Origin of the sequence: Bradyrhizobium sp. 23 (assembly GCF_023073295.1) — a bacterium.
Taxonomy (GTDB): domain Bacteria; phylum Pseudomonadota; class Alphaproteobacteria; order Rhizobiales; family Xanthobacteraceae; genus Bradyrhizobium; species Bradyrhizobium canariense_D.
On record NZ_JADPJF010000010.1, the window covers coordinates 59,824 to 76,078 of the forward strand.

Annotated in this window: 14 protein-coding genes and 1 pseudogene; 8 read left to right on the plus strand and 7 right to left on the minus strand. The window is 63.9% G+C overall.

Going from position 1 to position 16,255, the window contains the following annotated elements; translation table 11 throughout:
- From IVB32_RS01600 to IVB32_RS01610, 3 genes are all read left to right on the plus strand, one after another.
- Positions 1-1,236: NAD(P)/FAD-dependent oxidoreductase (locus tag IVB32_RS01600; protein ID WP_247409634.1), on the plus strand; the 1,236-nt coding region annotated here is incomplete at its 5' end.
- 52 nt (positions 1,237-1,288) lie between these two features.
- A complete protein-coding gene (locus IVB32_RS01605) occupies positions 1,289-2,266 on the plus strand; it encodes a peptidyl-alpha-hydroxyglycine alpha-amidating lyase family protein (protein ID WP_018453226.1) in 978 nt (325 codons plus the stop codon).
- A gap of 214 nt (positions 2,267-2,480) precedes the next feature.
- Entirely contained in the window at positions 2,481-3,038 is a 558-nt protein-coding gene (locus IVB32_RS01610) for an HNH endonuclease (RefSeq protein WP_007597381.1), read from the plus strand.
- A gap of 72 nt (positions 3,039-3,110) precedes the next feature.
- On the opposite strand, the gene IVB32_RS01615 is transcribed toward IVB32_RS01610, so the two are convergent.
- Positions 3,111-4,112 carry a glycoside hydrolase family 16 protein gene (locus IVB32_RS01615; RefSeq protein WP_018453225.1) on the minus strand — a complete coding sequence of 334 codons (1,002 nt, stop codon included), beginning with the start codon at positions 4,110-4,112 and terminating at the stop codon, positions 3,111-3,113.
- A 302-nt stretch (positions 4,113-4,414) separates the two neighbouring features.
- Here IVB32_RS01615 and IVB32_RS01620 point away from each other — a divergent pair, with 302 nt between their 5' ends.
- The 3 genes from IVB32_RS01620 (at position 4,415) to IVB32_RS01630 (ending at position 7,412) form a co-directional block, all read left to right on the plus strand.
- A complete protein-coding gene (locus IVB32_RS01620; protein ID WP_018453224.1) occupies positions 4,415-4,636 on the plus strand; it encodes a dodecin in 222 nt (73 codons plus the stop codon).
- Between the two features lie 158 nt (positions 4,637-4,794).
- Positions 4,795-6,699 carry a diguanylate cyclase gene (locus IVB32_RS01625; protein ID WP_018453223.1) on the plus strand — a complete coding sequence of 635 codons (1,905 nt, stop codon included), beginning with the start codon at positions 4,795-4,797 and terminating at the stop codon, positions 6,697-6,699.
- Positions 6,700-6,764: 65 nt separating this feature from the next.
- Entirely contained in the window at positions 6,765-7,412 is a 648-nt protein-coding gene (locus IVB32_RS01630) for an HAD family phosphatase (RefSeq protein ID WP_026232488.1), read from the plus strand.
- 24 nt (positions 7,413-7,436) lie between these two features.
- Here IVB32_RS01630 and IVB32_RS01635 read toward each other — a convergent pair whose 3' ends face one another.
- The 6 genes from IVB32_RS01635 to IVB32_RS01660 all read right to left on the minus strand — a co-directional run bounded on the left by IVB32_RS01635 (position 7,437) and on the right by IVB32_RS01660 (position 14,738).
- Entirely contained in the window at positions 7,437-8,405 is a 969-nt protein-coding gene (locus IVB32_RS01635) for a dipeptide ABC transporter ATP-binding protein (protein WP_007597389.1), read from the minus strand.
- Positions 8,402-9,397 carry an ABC transporter ATP-binding protein gene (locus IVB32_RS01640; RefSeq protein ID WP_085350758.1) on the minus strand — a complete coding sequence of 332 codons (996 nt, stop codon included), beginning with the start codon at positions 9,395-9,397 and terminating at the stop codon, positions 8,402-8,404. The genes IVB32_RS01635 and IVB32_RS01640 overlap by 4 nt, the downstream gene beginning before the upstream one ends.
- On the minus strand, positions 9,397-10,314 hold the full coding sequence (locus IVB32_RS01645) for an ABC transporter permease subunit (RefSeq protein WP_007597392.1): 918 nt from the start codon (positions 10,312-10,314) through the stop codon (positions 9,397-9,399). Before IVB32_RS01645 ends, IVB32_RS01640 begins: the two co-directional genes overlap by 1 nt.
- Positions 10,280-11,239 (minus strand): ABC transporter permease, encoded by a 960-nt coding sequence (locus IVB32_RS01650; protein ID WP_007597394.1) that lies wholly within the window; start codon positions 11,237-11,239, stop codon positions 10,280-10,282. Before IVB32_RS01650 ends, IVB32_RS01645 begins: the two co-directional genes overlap by 35 nt.
- A gap of 28 nt (positions 11,240-11,267) precedes the next feature.
- Positions 11,268-13,058, minus strand: a complete 1,791-nt coding sequence (locus tag IVB32_RS01655) for a peptide ABC transporter substrate-binding protein (RefSeq protein ID WP_026232487.1) — start codon at positions 13,056-13,058, stop codon at positions 11,268-11,270.
- 261 nt (positions 13,059-13,319) lie between these two features.
- Positions 13,320-14,738, minus strand: a complete 1,419-nt coding sequence (locus IVB32_RS01660; protein WP_018453219.1) for a M20 family metallopeptidase — start codon at positions 14,736-14,738, stop codon at positions 13,320-13,322.
- 283 nt (positions 14,739-15,021) lie between these two features.
- Here IVB32_RS01660 and IVB32_RS01665 point away from each other — a divergent pair, with 283 nt between their 5' ends.
- Together IVB32_RS01665 and IVB32_RS01670 are read left to right on the plus strand one after the other, a co-directional pair.
- Complete coding sequence (locus tag IVB32_RS01665; RefSeq protein WP_018453218.1) at positions 15,022-15,993, plus strand: S1C family serine protease; 972 nt, start codon at positions 15,022-15,024, stop codon at positions 15,991-15,993.
- 28 nt (positions 15,994-16,021) lie between these two features.
- Positions 16,022-16,255: pseudogene (locus IVB32_RS01670) on the plus strand (phospholipase); the annotation flags it as partial.

Sequence of the window (16,255 nt, forward strand, 5' to 3'; positions counted from 1 at the left end):
GGCGGCCAGGCCGGGCTCGCGATCGCGGCGCGGCTGAAACAGTTGAACATCGACACCCTGATCGTCGATCGCGAGGCACGGATCGGGGACAATTGGCGCAAGCGCTACCACGCGCTGACCCTGCATAACCAGGTGCAGGTCAATCATTTGCCCTACATGCCGTTTCCGCCGAGCTGGCCGACCTATATCCCCAAGGACAAGCTCGCCAACTGGTTCGAAGCTTACGTCGAGGCGATGGAGCTGAACTTCTGGACCGGAACCGAATTCGAGGGCGGCGCCTACGACGATGCGAAAGACCACTGGACCGTCACACTGCGGCACACCGACGGCAGTGAGCGTATCATGCACCCGCGCCATGTGGTGATGGCGACCGGCGTCAGCGGCATCGCCAATGTGCCTGTCATTCCGACCCTGGATAACTTCAAGGGCACGCTGCTGCATTCGAGCCGCTACGAGGACGGCGAGACCTGGACAGGAAAACGCGCCATCGTCATCGGCACCGGCAATAGCGGCCACGACATCGCGCAGGATCTTCACTCCAGTGGTGCCGAAGTGACGCTGGTGCAGCGTTCACCTACGCTCGTCACCAATATCGAGCCGTCGGCCCAACTCGCTTATGCGACCTACAATGAGGGCACGCTCGAGGACAACGATCTGATCGCGACCTCGATGCCGACACCGCTCGCGAAAAAGACCCATGTGATGCTGACGGAGCAGTCGAAGGAGCTCGACAAGGAACTGCTCGACGGGTTGCGGCGCGTCGGCTTCAAGCTCGATTTCGGCGAGGCCGGCACCGGCTGGCAGTTCAAATATCTCACCCGTGGCGGCGGCTATTATTTCAATGTCGGCTGCTCCAACCTCATCATCGAGGGCGCGATCAAGCTCAGGCAGTTTTCCGACATCGAGAGCTTCGTCACCGAGGGCGTTCGCATGAAGGACGGCACAACCCTTTCGGCCGACCTGATCGTGCTCTCGACCGGTTACAAGACACAGGAATATCTGGTGCAGAAACTGTTCGGCGACGCCGTCGCCGACCGGGTCGGCCCGATCTGGGGCTTTGGCGACGGCCTCGAGCTGCGTAACATGTATACGCGCACCAGGCAGCCCGGCCTCTGGTTCATCGCCGGCAGCCTCGCGCAATGCCGGATCAACTCGAAATATCTGGCGCTGCAGATCAAGGCGATCGAGGAAGGGATTTTGGGGCAGGCTGGAGCGGCAGCGGCGAGCACCGCTTGAACAACACCGTAGAAGCAGTGTCGCACCACGATAACGAACAAGAGGAGAATTCATGCCAGCCATTCTCGGCACCGGCGAGCACCGCTACCGCGTCGTTGAAAACTTCGCAAAGCTGCCGGACGGATGGCAGCTCACCGACGTCGCCTCGGTCGCGGTCGACAGCAAGGACCGCGTCTACGTCTTCAACCGCGGGGCCCATCCGATGGTCGTGCTGGACCGCGAGGGCAATTTCTTGCGAAGTTGGGGCGAAGGCCTGTTCTCGCGCGCCCACGGCCTGCACATCGATGCCGACGACAATCTCTATTGCACCGATGACGGCGACCACACCGTGCGCAAGTGCACCACCGACGGCAAGGTGCTGCTGACGATCGGCATCCCCGAGAAACCGTCGCCGTTCATGAGCGGCGATCCCTTCCACCGCTGCACCCACACCGCGCTGTCGCCGAAGGGTGAAATCTACGTCTCCGACGGCTATGGCAATGCGCGCGTGCACAAATTCACGCCCGGCGGCAAGCTGATGACAAGCTGGGGCGAACCCGGCACCGATCCCGGCCAGTTCAACATCGTGCACAACATCGCCACCGACGCCGACGGCTTTGTCTATGTCGCCGACCGCGAGAACCACCGCGTGCAGGTGTTCGACGGCAACGGCAAGTACGAGACGCAGTGGAACAATCTGCACCGCCCTTGTGCGCTATGCTGTTGCGGTGGGGCTAAGAGCCCGACCTTCGTCATCGGGGAACTCGGCCCTGGCCTGGCCGTCAACCGCAAGGTGCCCAATCTCGGCCCGCGGCTCTCGATCGTGGACGCCAAGGGCAACCGCATCGCGCGGCTCGGTGGCGAGGAAGGCCCGGGCGTTGCGAGCGGCAAGTTCCTGGCGCCGCACGGCATCGCACTGGATTCCAGGGGCGACATCTATGTCGGCGAGGTCGGCGTCACCGACTGGAAGACCAGCTTTCCGGACGAGGAGATGCCGGCCGTGGTGCGCGCGACGCGATGTTTGCAGAAGCTGGAGCGCGTGCGGGAGTAGCTGCCTCGGCACATCCACGTCGCGCTGTCAGGATGACGCTGCCTCAACGGCCTCGGACTTGGAAATCACAGCGTTTTGCGCGCTTTGCCACCCCCCGGCCGCATTGCTTGTGCCGGAATAAGTCGCTCAACGGGCTTCACAATCCCGTCACGCTGCATGTAGTATGTCAGTTACGTGCTGCTTCGCAGCGTACATTGGAGGCCAGGAGCGTTACTTGAACGCACATGTCTCGCAAGGCCATTGGCCGGTGTTGGTGCTGAATGCGGACTTCCGGCCGCTGAGTTACTACCCACTGTCTTTGTGGTCGTGGCAGGACGCGATCAAGGCGGTATTCCTCGACCGCGTCAACATCGTCGCGCATTACGATCAGGCGGTCCATAGCCCCACGCTGCAAATGCAGCTGCCGAGCGTCGTCTCGCTCAAATCCTTCGTCAAGCCGACCACCCACCCTGCCTTCACCCGATTTAACGTCTTCCTGCGCGATCGTTTCGCCTGCCAATATTGCGGCTCGCCCGAAGACCTCACCTTCGACCACATCATCCCGCGCAGCAAAGGCGGCCAGACCACCTGGGAGAACGTGGTCGCGGCGTGCTCCCCCTGCAATTTGCGCAAGGGCAATCTGACGCCGGTGCAGGCCAAGATGTTTCCACGCCAGCACGCCTTCGCGCCGACCGTGCACCAGCTCCACCGTAACGGCCGCCTGTTCCCGCCGAACTATCTGCACGACAGTTGGCTGGATTATCTCTACTGGGATACGGAGCTGGATCCGTAACGTCGGCGTGCAGGCCCTCGGCAATCCATCGTTGACTCGCGCCGCCCAACGCCGGGAGAGATCAGCGAGCTTCTATCTGCGCGCCTGCTCCAGATCGATCTGATAGACGGAAATCCGGTCGATCTCGAATGCGACGGTAGGCGGCGACTCCGCGTCGACCGGACCGACGCCGAGAAAGAATTTGGATCCGATCGCGAGATTGACGATCATGTACATGGGATCGTCGAAACCGATCGGCACCTTGATGTCGGACACCGGTCTGCGGTCGATGAAATAGACCAGGCGATCCTCCTCCCACAGCACACCGTAAGTGTGGAATGCGCTCGACGCGTCGCCGACCGCGAAGTCGAAGCCGCAGGACTGAATCTTCTGGGTCGAGGGAATCCGCCAATGCGTCGTCATCACGAGATCGCCCGGCTTTTCGCCGCGGCCTTCCAGCACGTCCACCTCCGGCGGCCAGCCACCGTCATCCGCCAGCATCCAGAACGCCGGCCACACTGCGTGCCCGACCGGCACCTTGGCGCGGATCTCGAAATAGCCGTGCTTCTGCGCGAACGTGCCCTGGGTCGTCAGTATCCCGGAGATGTACTCGTTGTCGAACAGCACCGGCTTCAACCCCGGCGGGGTACGGCTGGCGACGATCGACAGCACGCCGTCCTTGACCTTGAACGGATCGAGCCCGAGCGGCGCCGCGTTGCGCCCCGCATAGCGCGGATCGACATAGATCTGTTGCTCGCCATTGGCGCTGGTCTTGCGCTTGAAGTCGGAGCCGTCGCCGCCCCAGTAACGCGCCTCCGGCCAGGCCGCGCCGCCGGCGTAATGCGGCACCCAGCGTCCGTTTGCCAGCGGATGCTCGTCAAAATCCTCGTTGAAGGTCCGGCGTAGCGGCAAGAAGACCAGCGAGGCCGGATTGACCTTCTCCAGCCGACGGCACTCGATGGTGGAGGGATCGGTCGTGACCTGCAGCGACATGCTCATCGGGGCACCGTCGAGATCGTCCTGCGCGATGGCCGGCGCGGGCACAACGCAGAGACCGATCGCAGCCAGAGCGCCCCTCGTCCAACGCTCGATCATCACCGCACTTCGAAGACGCCAGAGGAAAGGCCAAGGTTAGCTTACTCATATCGGAACCGGCAAGAGCGGGCCGGCGACCGCGCGCCAATTCAGGAGCGCCGCTTGCACACGCGATCCAGATTTTCGTGCACTTAGAAAAATTGGGACGCCTAGGCAGCGCTCGGAAGGCGAGCGGCAGGCTCCTGCCGGGACGGAACTCGGGGCGCCGGCATCCGTTCAGAGTCGAGGCCGGATGTCGCGCGGGCGCCAGTTGTCCGCGACAGACATATCCGGTCCCGCCACAGCACGAGGGGAGAATAGTCATGGCCACAAGCGAGACGGATCACGTCTACAAGATCCTGGAACTGGTCGGATCGTCCGAGACGTCGATCGAGGATGCGATCAAGAACGCGGTCAGCCGGGCCGCAAAGACCGTTCGCGAGATGAAATGGTTCGAGGTGGTGCAAACGCGCGGCCATATCGAGAACGGTGCCGTGCGCCACTACCAGGTGACGCTGCGGGTCGGCTTCACGCTGGATGAGTGAGGCAGAAAGGCCCGGCGCGCGGGGTCAGCCTGGTTAGCTCGACGATAGCCCGTCAATTGTCGAGGATTGTTCCGACCGGAAGCGCACAATCCGCACGGAAGTTGCAACAGCCCGTTAAGGCCAAAGTGAGAGGTTTGCGCCGAAATGGAGCAAGCCTGATGACCACGGGCCGCGAACTCGGAAAGACGCGCCTTCCGCTCTGGGCAGCGGGTTTCGTCATCCTGACCTGCTTCGCCATCCTCGGCTTGAGCGCCTGGCGTGAATGGGAAACACGCAATGCCGATCTCAAGAACGCCGAGATCGACGTCGCCAATCTGGCGCATTCGCTGATCCAGCACGCGGACGACACCTTCGAACTCGTTGATACAATCCTCGTAGGCCTGGTCCACCGGCTCGAAATCGACGGGACGGGTCCGGACACGATCACCAAGCTTCAGGCCTATCTGCCGACACGAAAATCATCGGACCGGATCCGCGGCATCTTCGTTTATGACGCGAGCGGGCAGTGGCTTGCCACGACCGAGCGGCTCGACTTCTCCAAGCTCAACAACAGCGACCGCGAATATTTCCAGCGTCATCGGCACTCGCCGGAGATGGGCACGCTGATCGGACCGCCCGTGAAGAGTCGAGCCGGGGGCCAATGGGTCGTCACCGCGTCCCGCCGGATCAACGATGCCGACGGCGGCTTCGCCGGCGTTGCCCTGCTCACGATCGACGTCGGCTATTTCGTCAAGTTCTACGAGCGGTTCGACATCGGTACGAACGGCTCGGCATCGCTGCTCAACGATAGCGGCATCATGCTGGCGCGCAGCCGCGACGACAGTGGCGCCTTTGTCGGACGCGACCTGTCCAATGCGCCCTTGTTCAAGGGATGGGAAAGTCGCCCCGCCGCAGCAGTCTACTATTTCAAGTCGCCGCTCGATGGCGTCCAGCGGCTGAGCTATTACCAACGCAGCAGCCGCTATCCCCTAATGGTGCTGGCGAGCAAGTCGCGGGACGACGTGCTGGCGCCGTGGCGGCAAGCCGCGGCTGCGCGCACCACCTTCGTCCTCGGCCTTGTGCTGCTGATCGCGGTGATCGGCTTCTACCTGGTCCGTCAGCTCGTACAGCGGCAGCGCACGGCCCAGGCCCTCGTCGTCAACGAAGCAAACTTCCGCCTGTTGGCCGAGCAATCCAGCGACATGGTGACCCGGATCGGGCTGGACAACCGGCTGCTCTACGTTTCCCCCTCGTGCGTACGCATCACGGGCTGGTCCTCCGACGAGCTGCTATCCACCTCGGCCCTGGCCGGCATTCACGCCGACGACATGGAGCGGGTCGAGCAGGCTATCGCCGCGCTTAAGAATGGCGAGGCCGAGGAGACGCGGTTCGTCTATCGCCACCGTCATCGCGACAAGGGCGAGATTTGGGCGGAGGCGGCGTTGCACGTGACCCTGGCGTCGGACAGCGGTGAGATCGACGGCGTCGTCGCGGTGGTGCGCGACATCACCGAGCAGAAGGATCTTCAGGACAAGCTCGCCTCGCTTGCAACGACCGACGGCCTCACCGGACTCGTCAACCGGCGCGCGTTCGACGAGCGCCTCGCCGAGGAATGGGCCCGGGCCCGGCGCGATGGCACGCAGCTCTCGCTCCTGCTGATCGATGTCGATCATTTCAAGAAGTTCAACGACCAATACGGGCATCTGGCGGGCGACGGATGCCTGCGCGCGCTGGGCCGGATCCTATCAACCCACACCAAGCGCCAGGCCGACGTCGCGGCGCGCTACGGTGGCGAAGAATTCGCCGTGCTGTTGCCGAACACCGGTCCCGAGGGCTGCGCCGAGGTCGGCGAAGGGATTCGCAAGGCTCTGCACGATCTCGCCATGCCGCATGCGCAAAGTCCCCCCTCGCGCCTGGTGACCGCAAGCGTTGGCGGCGCGACGAGTCTGCCGTCCCAAACCACGGCGGACTGCAGCACGCTGGTCGGCGCCGCCGACCGCGCGCTCTACGCCGCCAAGGACAACGGCCGTGACCGGCTGGTGATGTCGGGACAGGTCGTTCCCTGGCCCGCCAGGAGCGCGTGACGGATCGACCGCTGGCCCGATTTGTTGCCTGCGCTCCAGCGCGGTATGGCTTGGATCACGGCCGGATGTTCGGCCAATCCGAGAGTGCTGCGGTGACCGGTCAAATCAAACTCGTCCTCTTCGACATGGACAATGTCCTCTGCGACTACGACACGGCAAAGCGTGTCGCATGGCTGGCGAAGGTTGCGGGGACCACGAGCGAATCCGTCCACAAGGCGATCTGGGACAGCGGCTTCGAGCTGCTCGGCGATTCCTGCACACTCGATGCCGCGGACTATTTGCGGGGTTTCGGCGACCGCATCGGCTATCCGCTGTCACTGGACGAGTGGATCGAGGCGCGACGCCGTTCAATGCAGGCCGATCGTGCCATGCTGGAGATTGTCGGCAGCTTGCGTCAAACCGTCGACATTGCCGTCCTGACCAACAACACGACGCTGGTCGCCGACCATATCGCAGCGCTGCTGCCGGAATTGCCACCGCTGTTCGGCTCGCGAATCTACGCCTCGGCCCGGTTCAAGACGGCGAAGCCGGACCCGCGCTGCTTCCGCCTCTGTCTGTCGGAGCTCGACGTCAAACCGGAGAACGTCCTGTTCGTCGACGATCTCATGGCCAATGTCGCCGGTGCGCGAGAGGCGGGCCTGTTCGCGCATCACCACACCTCGGTTGAGGCTTTCAGGCGGGCCCTGTCGGAGCACGGCCTGCTTCACGCATGAATGCGCGATCCGCTTTTCCCGGCGTCAGGCGAGATGGCACGCCACAAAGTGCCCGCCTGCTCCCTCCTTCAGCTCCGGTGCGCTTTCCGCGCAACGCGGCTGGGCGATAGGACAGCGGGTGTGGAAGTGGCAGCCCGACGGCGGCTTCATCGGGCTCGGAACGTCGCCCTTGAGGCGGATGCGCTCGCGCTTGAGCTTGGGATCGGGCACCGGCACCGCCGATAACAGCGCCCTCGTGTAGGGATGCTGCGGATTGCGGTAGAGGTCGCTGGCCTTGGCGAGCTCGACGATACGGCCAAGATACATCACCGCGACCCGGTCGGAGATGTGCTCGACCACCGACAAATCGTGCGCAACGAAGAGATAGGTGAGGTTCAGCTCCGCCTGGAGATCTTCCAGCAAGTTGATGACCTGCGCCTGGATCGAGACGTCGAGCGCAGACACCGGTTCGTCGCAGACGATCAGTTTCGGCTCGACCGCGAGCGCACGCGCGATCACGATGCGCTGGCGCTGACCGCCGGAGAATTCATGCGGATAGCGGCGCATGTGCTCGGCCTTGAGCCCGACCTTCACCAGCAGGCTCGCGACGCGATCCTCACGCTCCTTGGCGGATGAGCCGAGCTTATGGATGACGAGGGCTTCGCCGAGGATGGCGCCGACCGTCATGCGCGGATTGAGGGAGGCGAACGGGTCCTGGAACACAAGCTGCATGTTCCGCCGCATCGCGCGCAAATCGTTGCCGCCGAGCTGGCGGACATCCTGACCGTCGAACACGACCTCGCCGTCGGTCGGTTCGATCAGGCGCAGCACGCAGCGTCCCGTCGTCGACTTTCCGCAGCCGGATTCGCCGACGAGGCCGAGCGTCTCGCCGCGGTTGACCGAGAACGAGACCCCATCGACGGCATAAACGCTGCCGACCTGGCGCGACAACAGGCCGCCATGCACGGGAAAATATTTCTTCAGGCCGCTGACGCGGAGCAGGGGCTCGGTCATGCTGCGCCTCCCAACTGCGTATCTCCCAGATGACAGGCCATACGGTGGCCGGGCGCGATCTCGCGCAGCAGCGGCTCCCTCTCGGTGCAGACGCTCATGGCGTGGCGGCAGCGCGGAGCGAAGCGGCAGCCGACCGGCGGATTGATCAGGATCGGCACCGAGCCGCCGATCGCCTCCAGCCGCACCTTGTGCTCGCTGGCGAGATCGATGCGCGGGATCGAGCGGATCAGTCCCTGGGTATAGGGATGGCCGGGATTGCCAAAGAGGTCGTCGACGGGCGCCTCCTCCACCACCTTGCCGGCATACATCACGACGACGCGTTGCGCGGTCTCGGCGACGACGCCCATGGCATGGGTGATCAGCATCACCGCCATGCCGAAGCGTTCCTTCATGTCCTGGAGCAGGTCGAGGATCTGCGCCTGAATAGTGACGTCGAGGGCCGTGGTGGGCTCGTCGGCGATGATCAGTTTCGGCTTGCAGGCGAGAGCCATCGCGATCATCACACGCTGGCGCATGCCGCCGGAGAACTGATGCGGATAGTTGTGCACGCGGCCTTCGGCGTTGGGAATCTGCACCAGCTTGAGCATCTCGATGGTGCGATCGAGCGCCTGTTTCCTGGTGACATTCTCATGGCGGCGCAGGCTTTCGGCGATCTGCTCGCCGATGGTCAGCACCGGATTGAGCGAGGTCATCGGCTCCTGGAAGATGAAGCCGATCTCCTTGGCGCGGATCTCGTCGAGCTGACTGCTCGTCAGCGGCACGAGATCGCGGCCCTCGAAGATGATCTCGCCTGCCGCGATGCGGCCCGGCGGCATCGCGATCAGCTTCAGGATCGACATCGCGGTGACGGTCTTGCCGCAACCGGATTCGCCGACGACGCAGAGCGTCTCGCCGCGGTTGATGGAGATGTCGACACCGTCGACCGCCTGGAGGATGCCGTCGTCGGTGGAGAAGTGGGTTTTCAGTCCCTTGATCTCGAGCAGCGGCGCCATCAGATCACCCGCCGCGCATCGAGCGCGTCACGCAGGCCGTCGCCGATAAAATTGATGGCGACCACTGCGATGAAGATCGCGCCGCCCGGGAACAGCGCCCAGTGCGGGCCGATGTCGAGAAAGTCTTTCGCGTCATAAAGCAGCCGGCCCCAGGTCGGCGTATCCGGCGGGAAGCCGAGGCCGAGGAAGGACAGCGTCGATTCCGCGATGATGGCTGCGGCCACGTCGATGGTGCCGGCGATGATCACCGGACCGAGCGCATTGGGCAGGATATGGCGCACCACCTGCCGTACCGGGCTGGCTCCGAGAGCGCGCGCGGCTTCGACGAATTCCTTCTCGCGGATCGACAGGAACTGGGCGCGAACGAGGCGGGCGACCGGCATCCAGCGCAAGCCACCGATCACGAGCACGATCAGGATGAAAATGCCGCCCTCGGGGCCGAACGCTGCCTTCAGCCCGTCGCGGAAGAGATAGATCAGCAGCAGCAGCAGGGGCAATTGCGGCAGCGACAAAAAGAGATCGGTGAGCCACATCAGCCCATGGCCGAGCGCGCCGCGCGACATGCCGGCGAGCGCGCCGATCAGCACACCGACAAAGACCGAGACCAGCATCGCGGCGAGACCGACCGCGAGCGAGATGCGCCCGCCATAGATCATGCGGGCGAGGATATCCTGCCCGAGATCGTCGGTGCCAAAGGGATGGGCCAGCGACGGCCCCTGCATGCCCGCCACGATGTCGATGTCGTCGATCTTGACCCGCCAGATAAAGGGGCCGACCACCACCGCCAGGATCAGAACGAGGAGCAGGAACGCGCTGACCACGGCAAGCTTGTGGCGGCTATAGCGCCGCCACGTCTCGCGCCAGGGCGAGTAGACGCGCCGCTCAGCGGAGGGAGATGCGAGGGTCAAGCCAGCCATAAAGAACGTCCGCGATGAGATTGAACAGCACGACCAGGCACGCAAAGACGAAGGTGACGGCCATCACCACCGGCGTGTCGTTGGAAAGGATGGAGGAGATCAGCAGCGAGCCGATGCCGGGGATGCGGAAGATCTGCTCGGTGACGATGGCGCCGCCGAACACCGCCGGGATTTGCAACGCAATCAACGTGACGACCGGGATCATCGCGTTGCGCATCACATGCTTGATGATCACCCGCCTCTGGCCGATGCCCTTGGCGCGCGCGGTGGTGACGTAGTCGAGCCGGATCACGTCGAGCATCGCCGAGCGCACGAAACGCGTCATCGACGCAGCCTGGAACAGGCCGAGCACCGCCACCGGCATGATCGCCTGACGGATCATCTCCAGCACCCAGTGAATCCCCGTGCCCTTGATGTCGGTCGTGTAGACGAAAGGCAGCCAGTCCAGCGTGACCGAGAAGATCAGGATGAACAGGATGCCGGTGAAGAAGGTCGGCAGCGAGAAGCCGACAAAGGCGAGCGTGTTGGCGACCTGGTCGAACAGCGAATAAGGTTTCGTCGCGGCGTAGACCCCGACCGGGATCGCGATCAGGAGCGCAAGGATCTGCGCCGAGCCGATCACGTACAGCGTCGTTGGCAGTCGCTGGAGAATGAGCGTGTCCACGTTCATCCGGCTGACGAAGGAGAAACCCCAGTCGCCGTGCAGCATGGCGTTGAGCCAGTGCAGGTAACGAAGGTAGATCGGATCGTCGAGGCCGAACTTCGCCCGAAGCGCGAGAGCGACTTCGGGCGGCACGTTCGGATTGGTCGCTAGCTCGGAGAAGGGATCGCCCGGGGCGAGTGCGAGCACGACGAACAGCACGAGCGAAATTCCGAGCAGGCTCGGAATCGCGATCAGGAGGCGACGCAGGACATACTGGCTCATGAAGAAGGACCGCTCTAGGCGTGCGTGATCATTCTTCGCGGTACCAGTCGAACAAATTGTCGGTCTCGTTGGCCCAGCCGGAAACGACCGGGCGCAGATTGTTTGCGGCCGCCTCGACCTTCAGACGGTGCTGCACCGGGATGAAAACGATGTCGTGGTACATGAGATCATTGGCCTTGATGTAGAGCGCCGCGCGCTTGACCGGATCCATTTCGCCGTCGGCGGCCAGGATGGTCGCGTCGTACTCCTTGTTGACCCAGCGCGGGAAGTTGGTGCCCTGCCACTTGTTCTCCTTGGTGGCGACGAGGTTCGAAAGGTAACGACGCATGTGCTGCGACGGATCGGGCTGGCTCAGCGGGATCTGGAACATCTCCATGTCGGCGTAGAACTTGGAATAGGTGTCGGGATTGCCGACGTCGGAGGAGAAGAACACGGAGGCGACGACCGATTTCAGCTCGACGTCGATACCCGCCTTCTGGCAGGCCTGCTTGACGATGGCCTGCGTCTTCTGGCGCGGCCCGTTGATCGCGGTCTGGTAGAGGAGCTTCAGCTTCTTGCCGTCCTTCTCGCGGATGCCGTCGGCGCCCGGCTTCCAGCCGGCGTCGTCGAGGATCTTCGAGGCCTTCTCGACGCTGAACTCCCACGAGGTGTTCTTGGACACGAATTTTTCGGGCCCGTTGAGGAAGTTGGCGGTGGTGCGGCCGGCGCGGCCGTAGATGGCCTTCTTGACCGATTCGCGATCGATCAGCAGCGAGAGCGCCTTGCGCACCGCTGGATCAGAAAACAGCGGGTGCTTGGTCTTTATCGAGGAGCGTTCGCCATCGACCTCGGTGTTGGGATCGGTGAAGTTCAGCGCGATGAATTCGGTGTCGCCGCCGACGGCGTAGACGGTTTTTCCCTTGCCGCCCTTCTCCAGGCGCAGCAGCACGTCGTCCTCGACCTGAATGTTCCAGCCGAAATCATATTCGCCAGTCTGGATCACCGCGCGCGCGGCAGAGACGGCGTCGCCGCCGCCCTTCATCTCGATCGAATCGAAATAGGGGCGGTTGGCCATGTGATAATCGGGATTGATCACGCCGCGGACAAGATCGCCCGGCTTGAACTCGACGAACTTGTAGGGGCCGGTACCGACCGGCGAGAGGTTGGTCGGCGCCTCCCGCGACTTGGACCCCATATAGTCCTTGAACAGATGTTTCGGGATGATGGTATTGGGAGCCCCGACAAAAGCGTCGGCCCAGAACGGCGTCGGCTTGTTGAACAGGATGCGGACCGTGAGGTCGTCCACCTTCTCGACGGTGATGTCGCGGAGCGTCGCGATGGTCAGTGCGGAGGTCGCCGGATCCTTGGCATATTCCCAGTTGAAGACGACGTCGTCGGCCGTGAACGGCGTGCCGTCATGCCATTTGACGCCGGGCTTGAGTTTCCAGGTCACCGACTTGCCGTCGGCGGCGAGGCCACCGTTCTGGATCGAGGGAATTTCGGCGGCCAGGACCAGCTTCATGTTGCCGTCGGGATCCCAACAGGCGAGCGGCTCGTAGAACAGACGCGCGCCGTCCTGGTCCTTGGTGCCGGTGGCGAAATGCGGATTGAGCAGGGTCGGCCCCTGCCACCACAGCAGCTTGAGCGCGCCACCGCCGCCGCGCTTGGTCGGCTTGTAGGTCGAGGCGCCCTCGGCCATGGCGACGCCGCCAAGGGCGAGAATCTGGTTGGCCAAAGGCGCGGTGAGACCCACGGCGGCAAGACGCTGAATGAAGCCGCGGCGATCCATCCGCCCGTCCTTCACGTCACCGATCATCGAACGCAGTTGTTTATCCAGCATGGTTGTCCCCGTCTGGTTCCCGTATGGATGCAGGCGGTCGCGCGAGGCGACCACCGGGCTTGGCTGGCGGTAGATGGCACACCGAATGGGGTGCGCGTCAACTGCGACCGTGTGTATGCAAACGGTCTTCTGACTGTCTGTTGGGCAAAACCATATTCCGCAGCCCATCCGATCGGCAATCCAGCATCAAAACACGCTGAATTCCGCGCTGCACTGCAGAAAATTTGATCGCCGCATCAGACGAAGTATCGAGGCGAAATTCTACGCCACGGACATGTCGAGCGGCGGCGCGACGTGGTCTGGCAGCGGACAGACGTAAGGCGTCTTGGCTGTCCGCTTCTGGAGGTCAGCCGTGGCAGCCTTGATCAGCTCCGGGTCCGTCAGCGCCTTGATACCGATGCCGGCCATCGCCTTGGCGGCCTGCACCATGGCCTTGTGCGCATGCGCGCTCTTGCCCTGCGCGACCACCTGCCAGGTGTGGAAGGGCGTACCGATTGCAACCGTGGGTGCGTGGACCTGCACGGTCGGCACCACCCAGCTCACGTCGCCGACGTCGGTCGAGCCGACCAGCGGATTGCGCTTGGCATCCAGTGGCACCAGGAAGTCAGCCAGCGGCCGGTCGGTCGGCTCCATGCCGATCGCGTAATAGACCGACTCGATGTCCTTGTCGCTCAGCGTTGCGCGGATCTCCGTGGCAAAGCCCTTGTCTACGTCGTCGAAATGCGGCGGTCCGAGCTCTTCCATGACCCGATGCAGCGCCTGCTCCAGCGGCGTGTTCGGCAGGATGTTGGAGACCGCGGAGATGATCTTCATCTCGACCTTGGTCTCGGTCATCAGCGCCGCGCCGTCCGCGATCTTGCTCACGCGTCCGACCAGCTCGTTCATGCCGGGCAGATCACGGGCGCGGATCGAATAGCGCACGCGCGCATGCGCCTGCACCACGTTCGGGGCGATGCCGCCGGTGTCGAGCAGCGCGTAGTGCACGCGCGCGTCGCTCGGCATGTGCTCGCGCATATAGTTCACGCCGACATTCATCAGCTCCACGGCGTCGAGCGCGGAGCGGCCGAGATGCGGCGAGGCCGCCGCATGCGAGGTACGGCCGGTGAAGATGAAATCGGCGCGGGTGTTGGCGAGTGACGGCGTCACCGCGACTTCCCAGAAGCTGTGCGGATGCCAGGTGATGGCGATGTCGGCGTCTTCGAATGCACCGGAGCGCACCATGAAGGCTTTTGCCGCGCCGCCCTCCTCCGCGGGGCAGCCGTAATAGCGCACGCGGCCCGGCACCTTGTTCTCGGCAAGCCAGTCCTTCACCGCCGTCGCGGCGAGGAGAGCTGCGGAACCCAGCAGATTGTGACCGCAGCCATGGCCGTGGCCGCCAGTCTCGACCGGACGATGCTCCGCGACGCCGGCCTCCTGGCTCAGGCCCGGGAGCGCGTCATATTCCCCCATGAAGGCAATGACCGGTCCGCCCTCGCCCCATTCGCCCATCACCGCGGTCGGAATGCCCGCGACCTGCTCGGTGATGCGGAAACCCTGATGACGCAACTCGGCGAGATGCTCGGCGGCGGATCGCGCCTCGGTGTAGCAGACTTCGGGCATGCCCCAGACCTTGTCGCTGAGGTCGATGAAACGTGCCTTGATCGTGTCGATGCCACGCCAGATGTCGCTGCGGTTGTCCATGCTTCGGCCCCGTGATCCCTCGGTCAAACGAAGCGGCAATGGTTAGCAGCTTCATTGTACCGCGCCTAGCACCTCGCCGGACAGCAGCCATGCGGCCAATGCCGGAGGCCCGCTCGACCGACCGTGCATCAAGCCTTCCCGCGCCTTTCAAAGATTTCATCCGGTGCCTCGGGAATAGTTGGGGAACGAGGCTTTCAAGACGGCCTCCTCCGGCCTAAATTATCCGTGCTTCGCGCGTCGTTCCGCTAATCGGCGGAGCGATGCTCTCAGCCAGGAGAACTCCATGCCCGCCCTGACCGAATGGAGAGTGCCACCGGCCAATCAGCCGCGTGCGAGCGATTACGGTTTCGATCTCGACCGCGCGCTCGCCTCCGTCGTCGGCCTGCATGCCATCATCCCGCCGGACGCCTTCAGCGCCGAGACACTGGGGACTGAACGCGCCGGCAACGGCGTCGTGATCGACGACGGGCTGGTGCTCACCATCGGCTACCTCATCACCGAAGCAGAGTCGGTGTGGCTGCATGTCGGAGACGGGCGCGTAGTGGAGGGACATGTGCTCGGCTTCGATGCCGTCACCGGCTTTGGCCTGGTGCAGGCGCTCGGCCAGCTCGATGTCGCCCCCTTGCCGCTCGGGATCTCGGCCGAGACCCGGCTCGGCGACCGCGTCGTGGTCGGCGGCGCCGGCGGACGCACGCGTTCGGTCGCGAGCCAGATCGTGGCCAAGCAGGAATTCGCCGGCTACTGGGAATATCTGCTGGACGAGGCCATCTTCACCCATCCCGCGCACCCGAATTGGGGCGGCACGGCGCTCCTCAACGAGCGCGGCGAGCTGATCGGCATCGGCTCGCTGCAGCTCGAACGCGAGCGCGAGGCCAAGGCCGAGCACGTCAACATGATCGTGCCGATCGACCTGTTGAAACCGATCCTGGACGATCTGCGCAAATTCGGCCGCGTCAACAAGCCGGCACGGCCGTGGCTCGGACTGTTTTCGACCGAGATCGACAACCGCGTGGTTGTGATCGGGATCTCCGCCAATGGTCCCGCCGCCCGTGCCGAGCTCAAGACCGGCGACGTCATCCTCGCGGTCGACGGCGAGAAGGTCACGAGCCAAACCGGCTTCTACAAGAAGCTGTGGGGCCTCGGCGCTGCCGGCGTCGACGTGCCGCTGACGGTACATCATGAAGGCGTCACCTTCGACGTCACGGTGACCTCGACCGATCGCTACAAGCTCTTGAAGGCGCCGAAGCTGCACTGACGATCAGAACTGACGCAAGGAAGCGACGATGAGCGAGGCCGTCGTTGACGATATCGTGGCCGTGCTGCCGCCGCTGCTCAATGCGCTGGAGGCGCTCGCCTTTTTTCAGCGCAACCTGCACCCGCCGGCCTTCGGCTCCGTGATGAATGCGATTGGCGCTCCCGACGAGGCGTTGCAAACGGCGCGCGCGGCAATCCGAGAATGGCCGGAGGAGTTCACCGGACTGCGCGAGCGGCTCGATCGTGCCTGCGACGAGACGCTC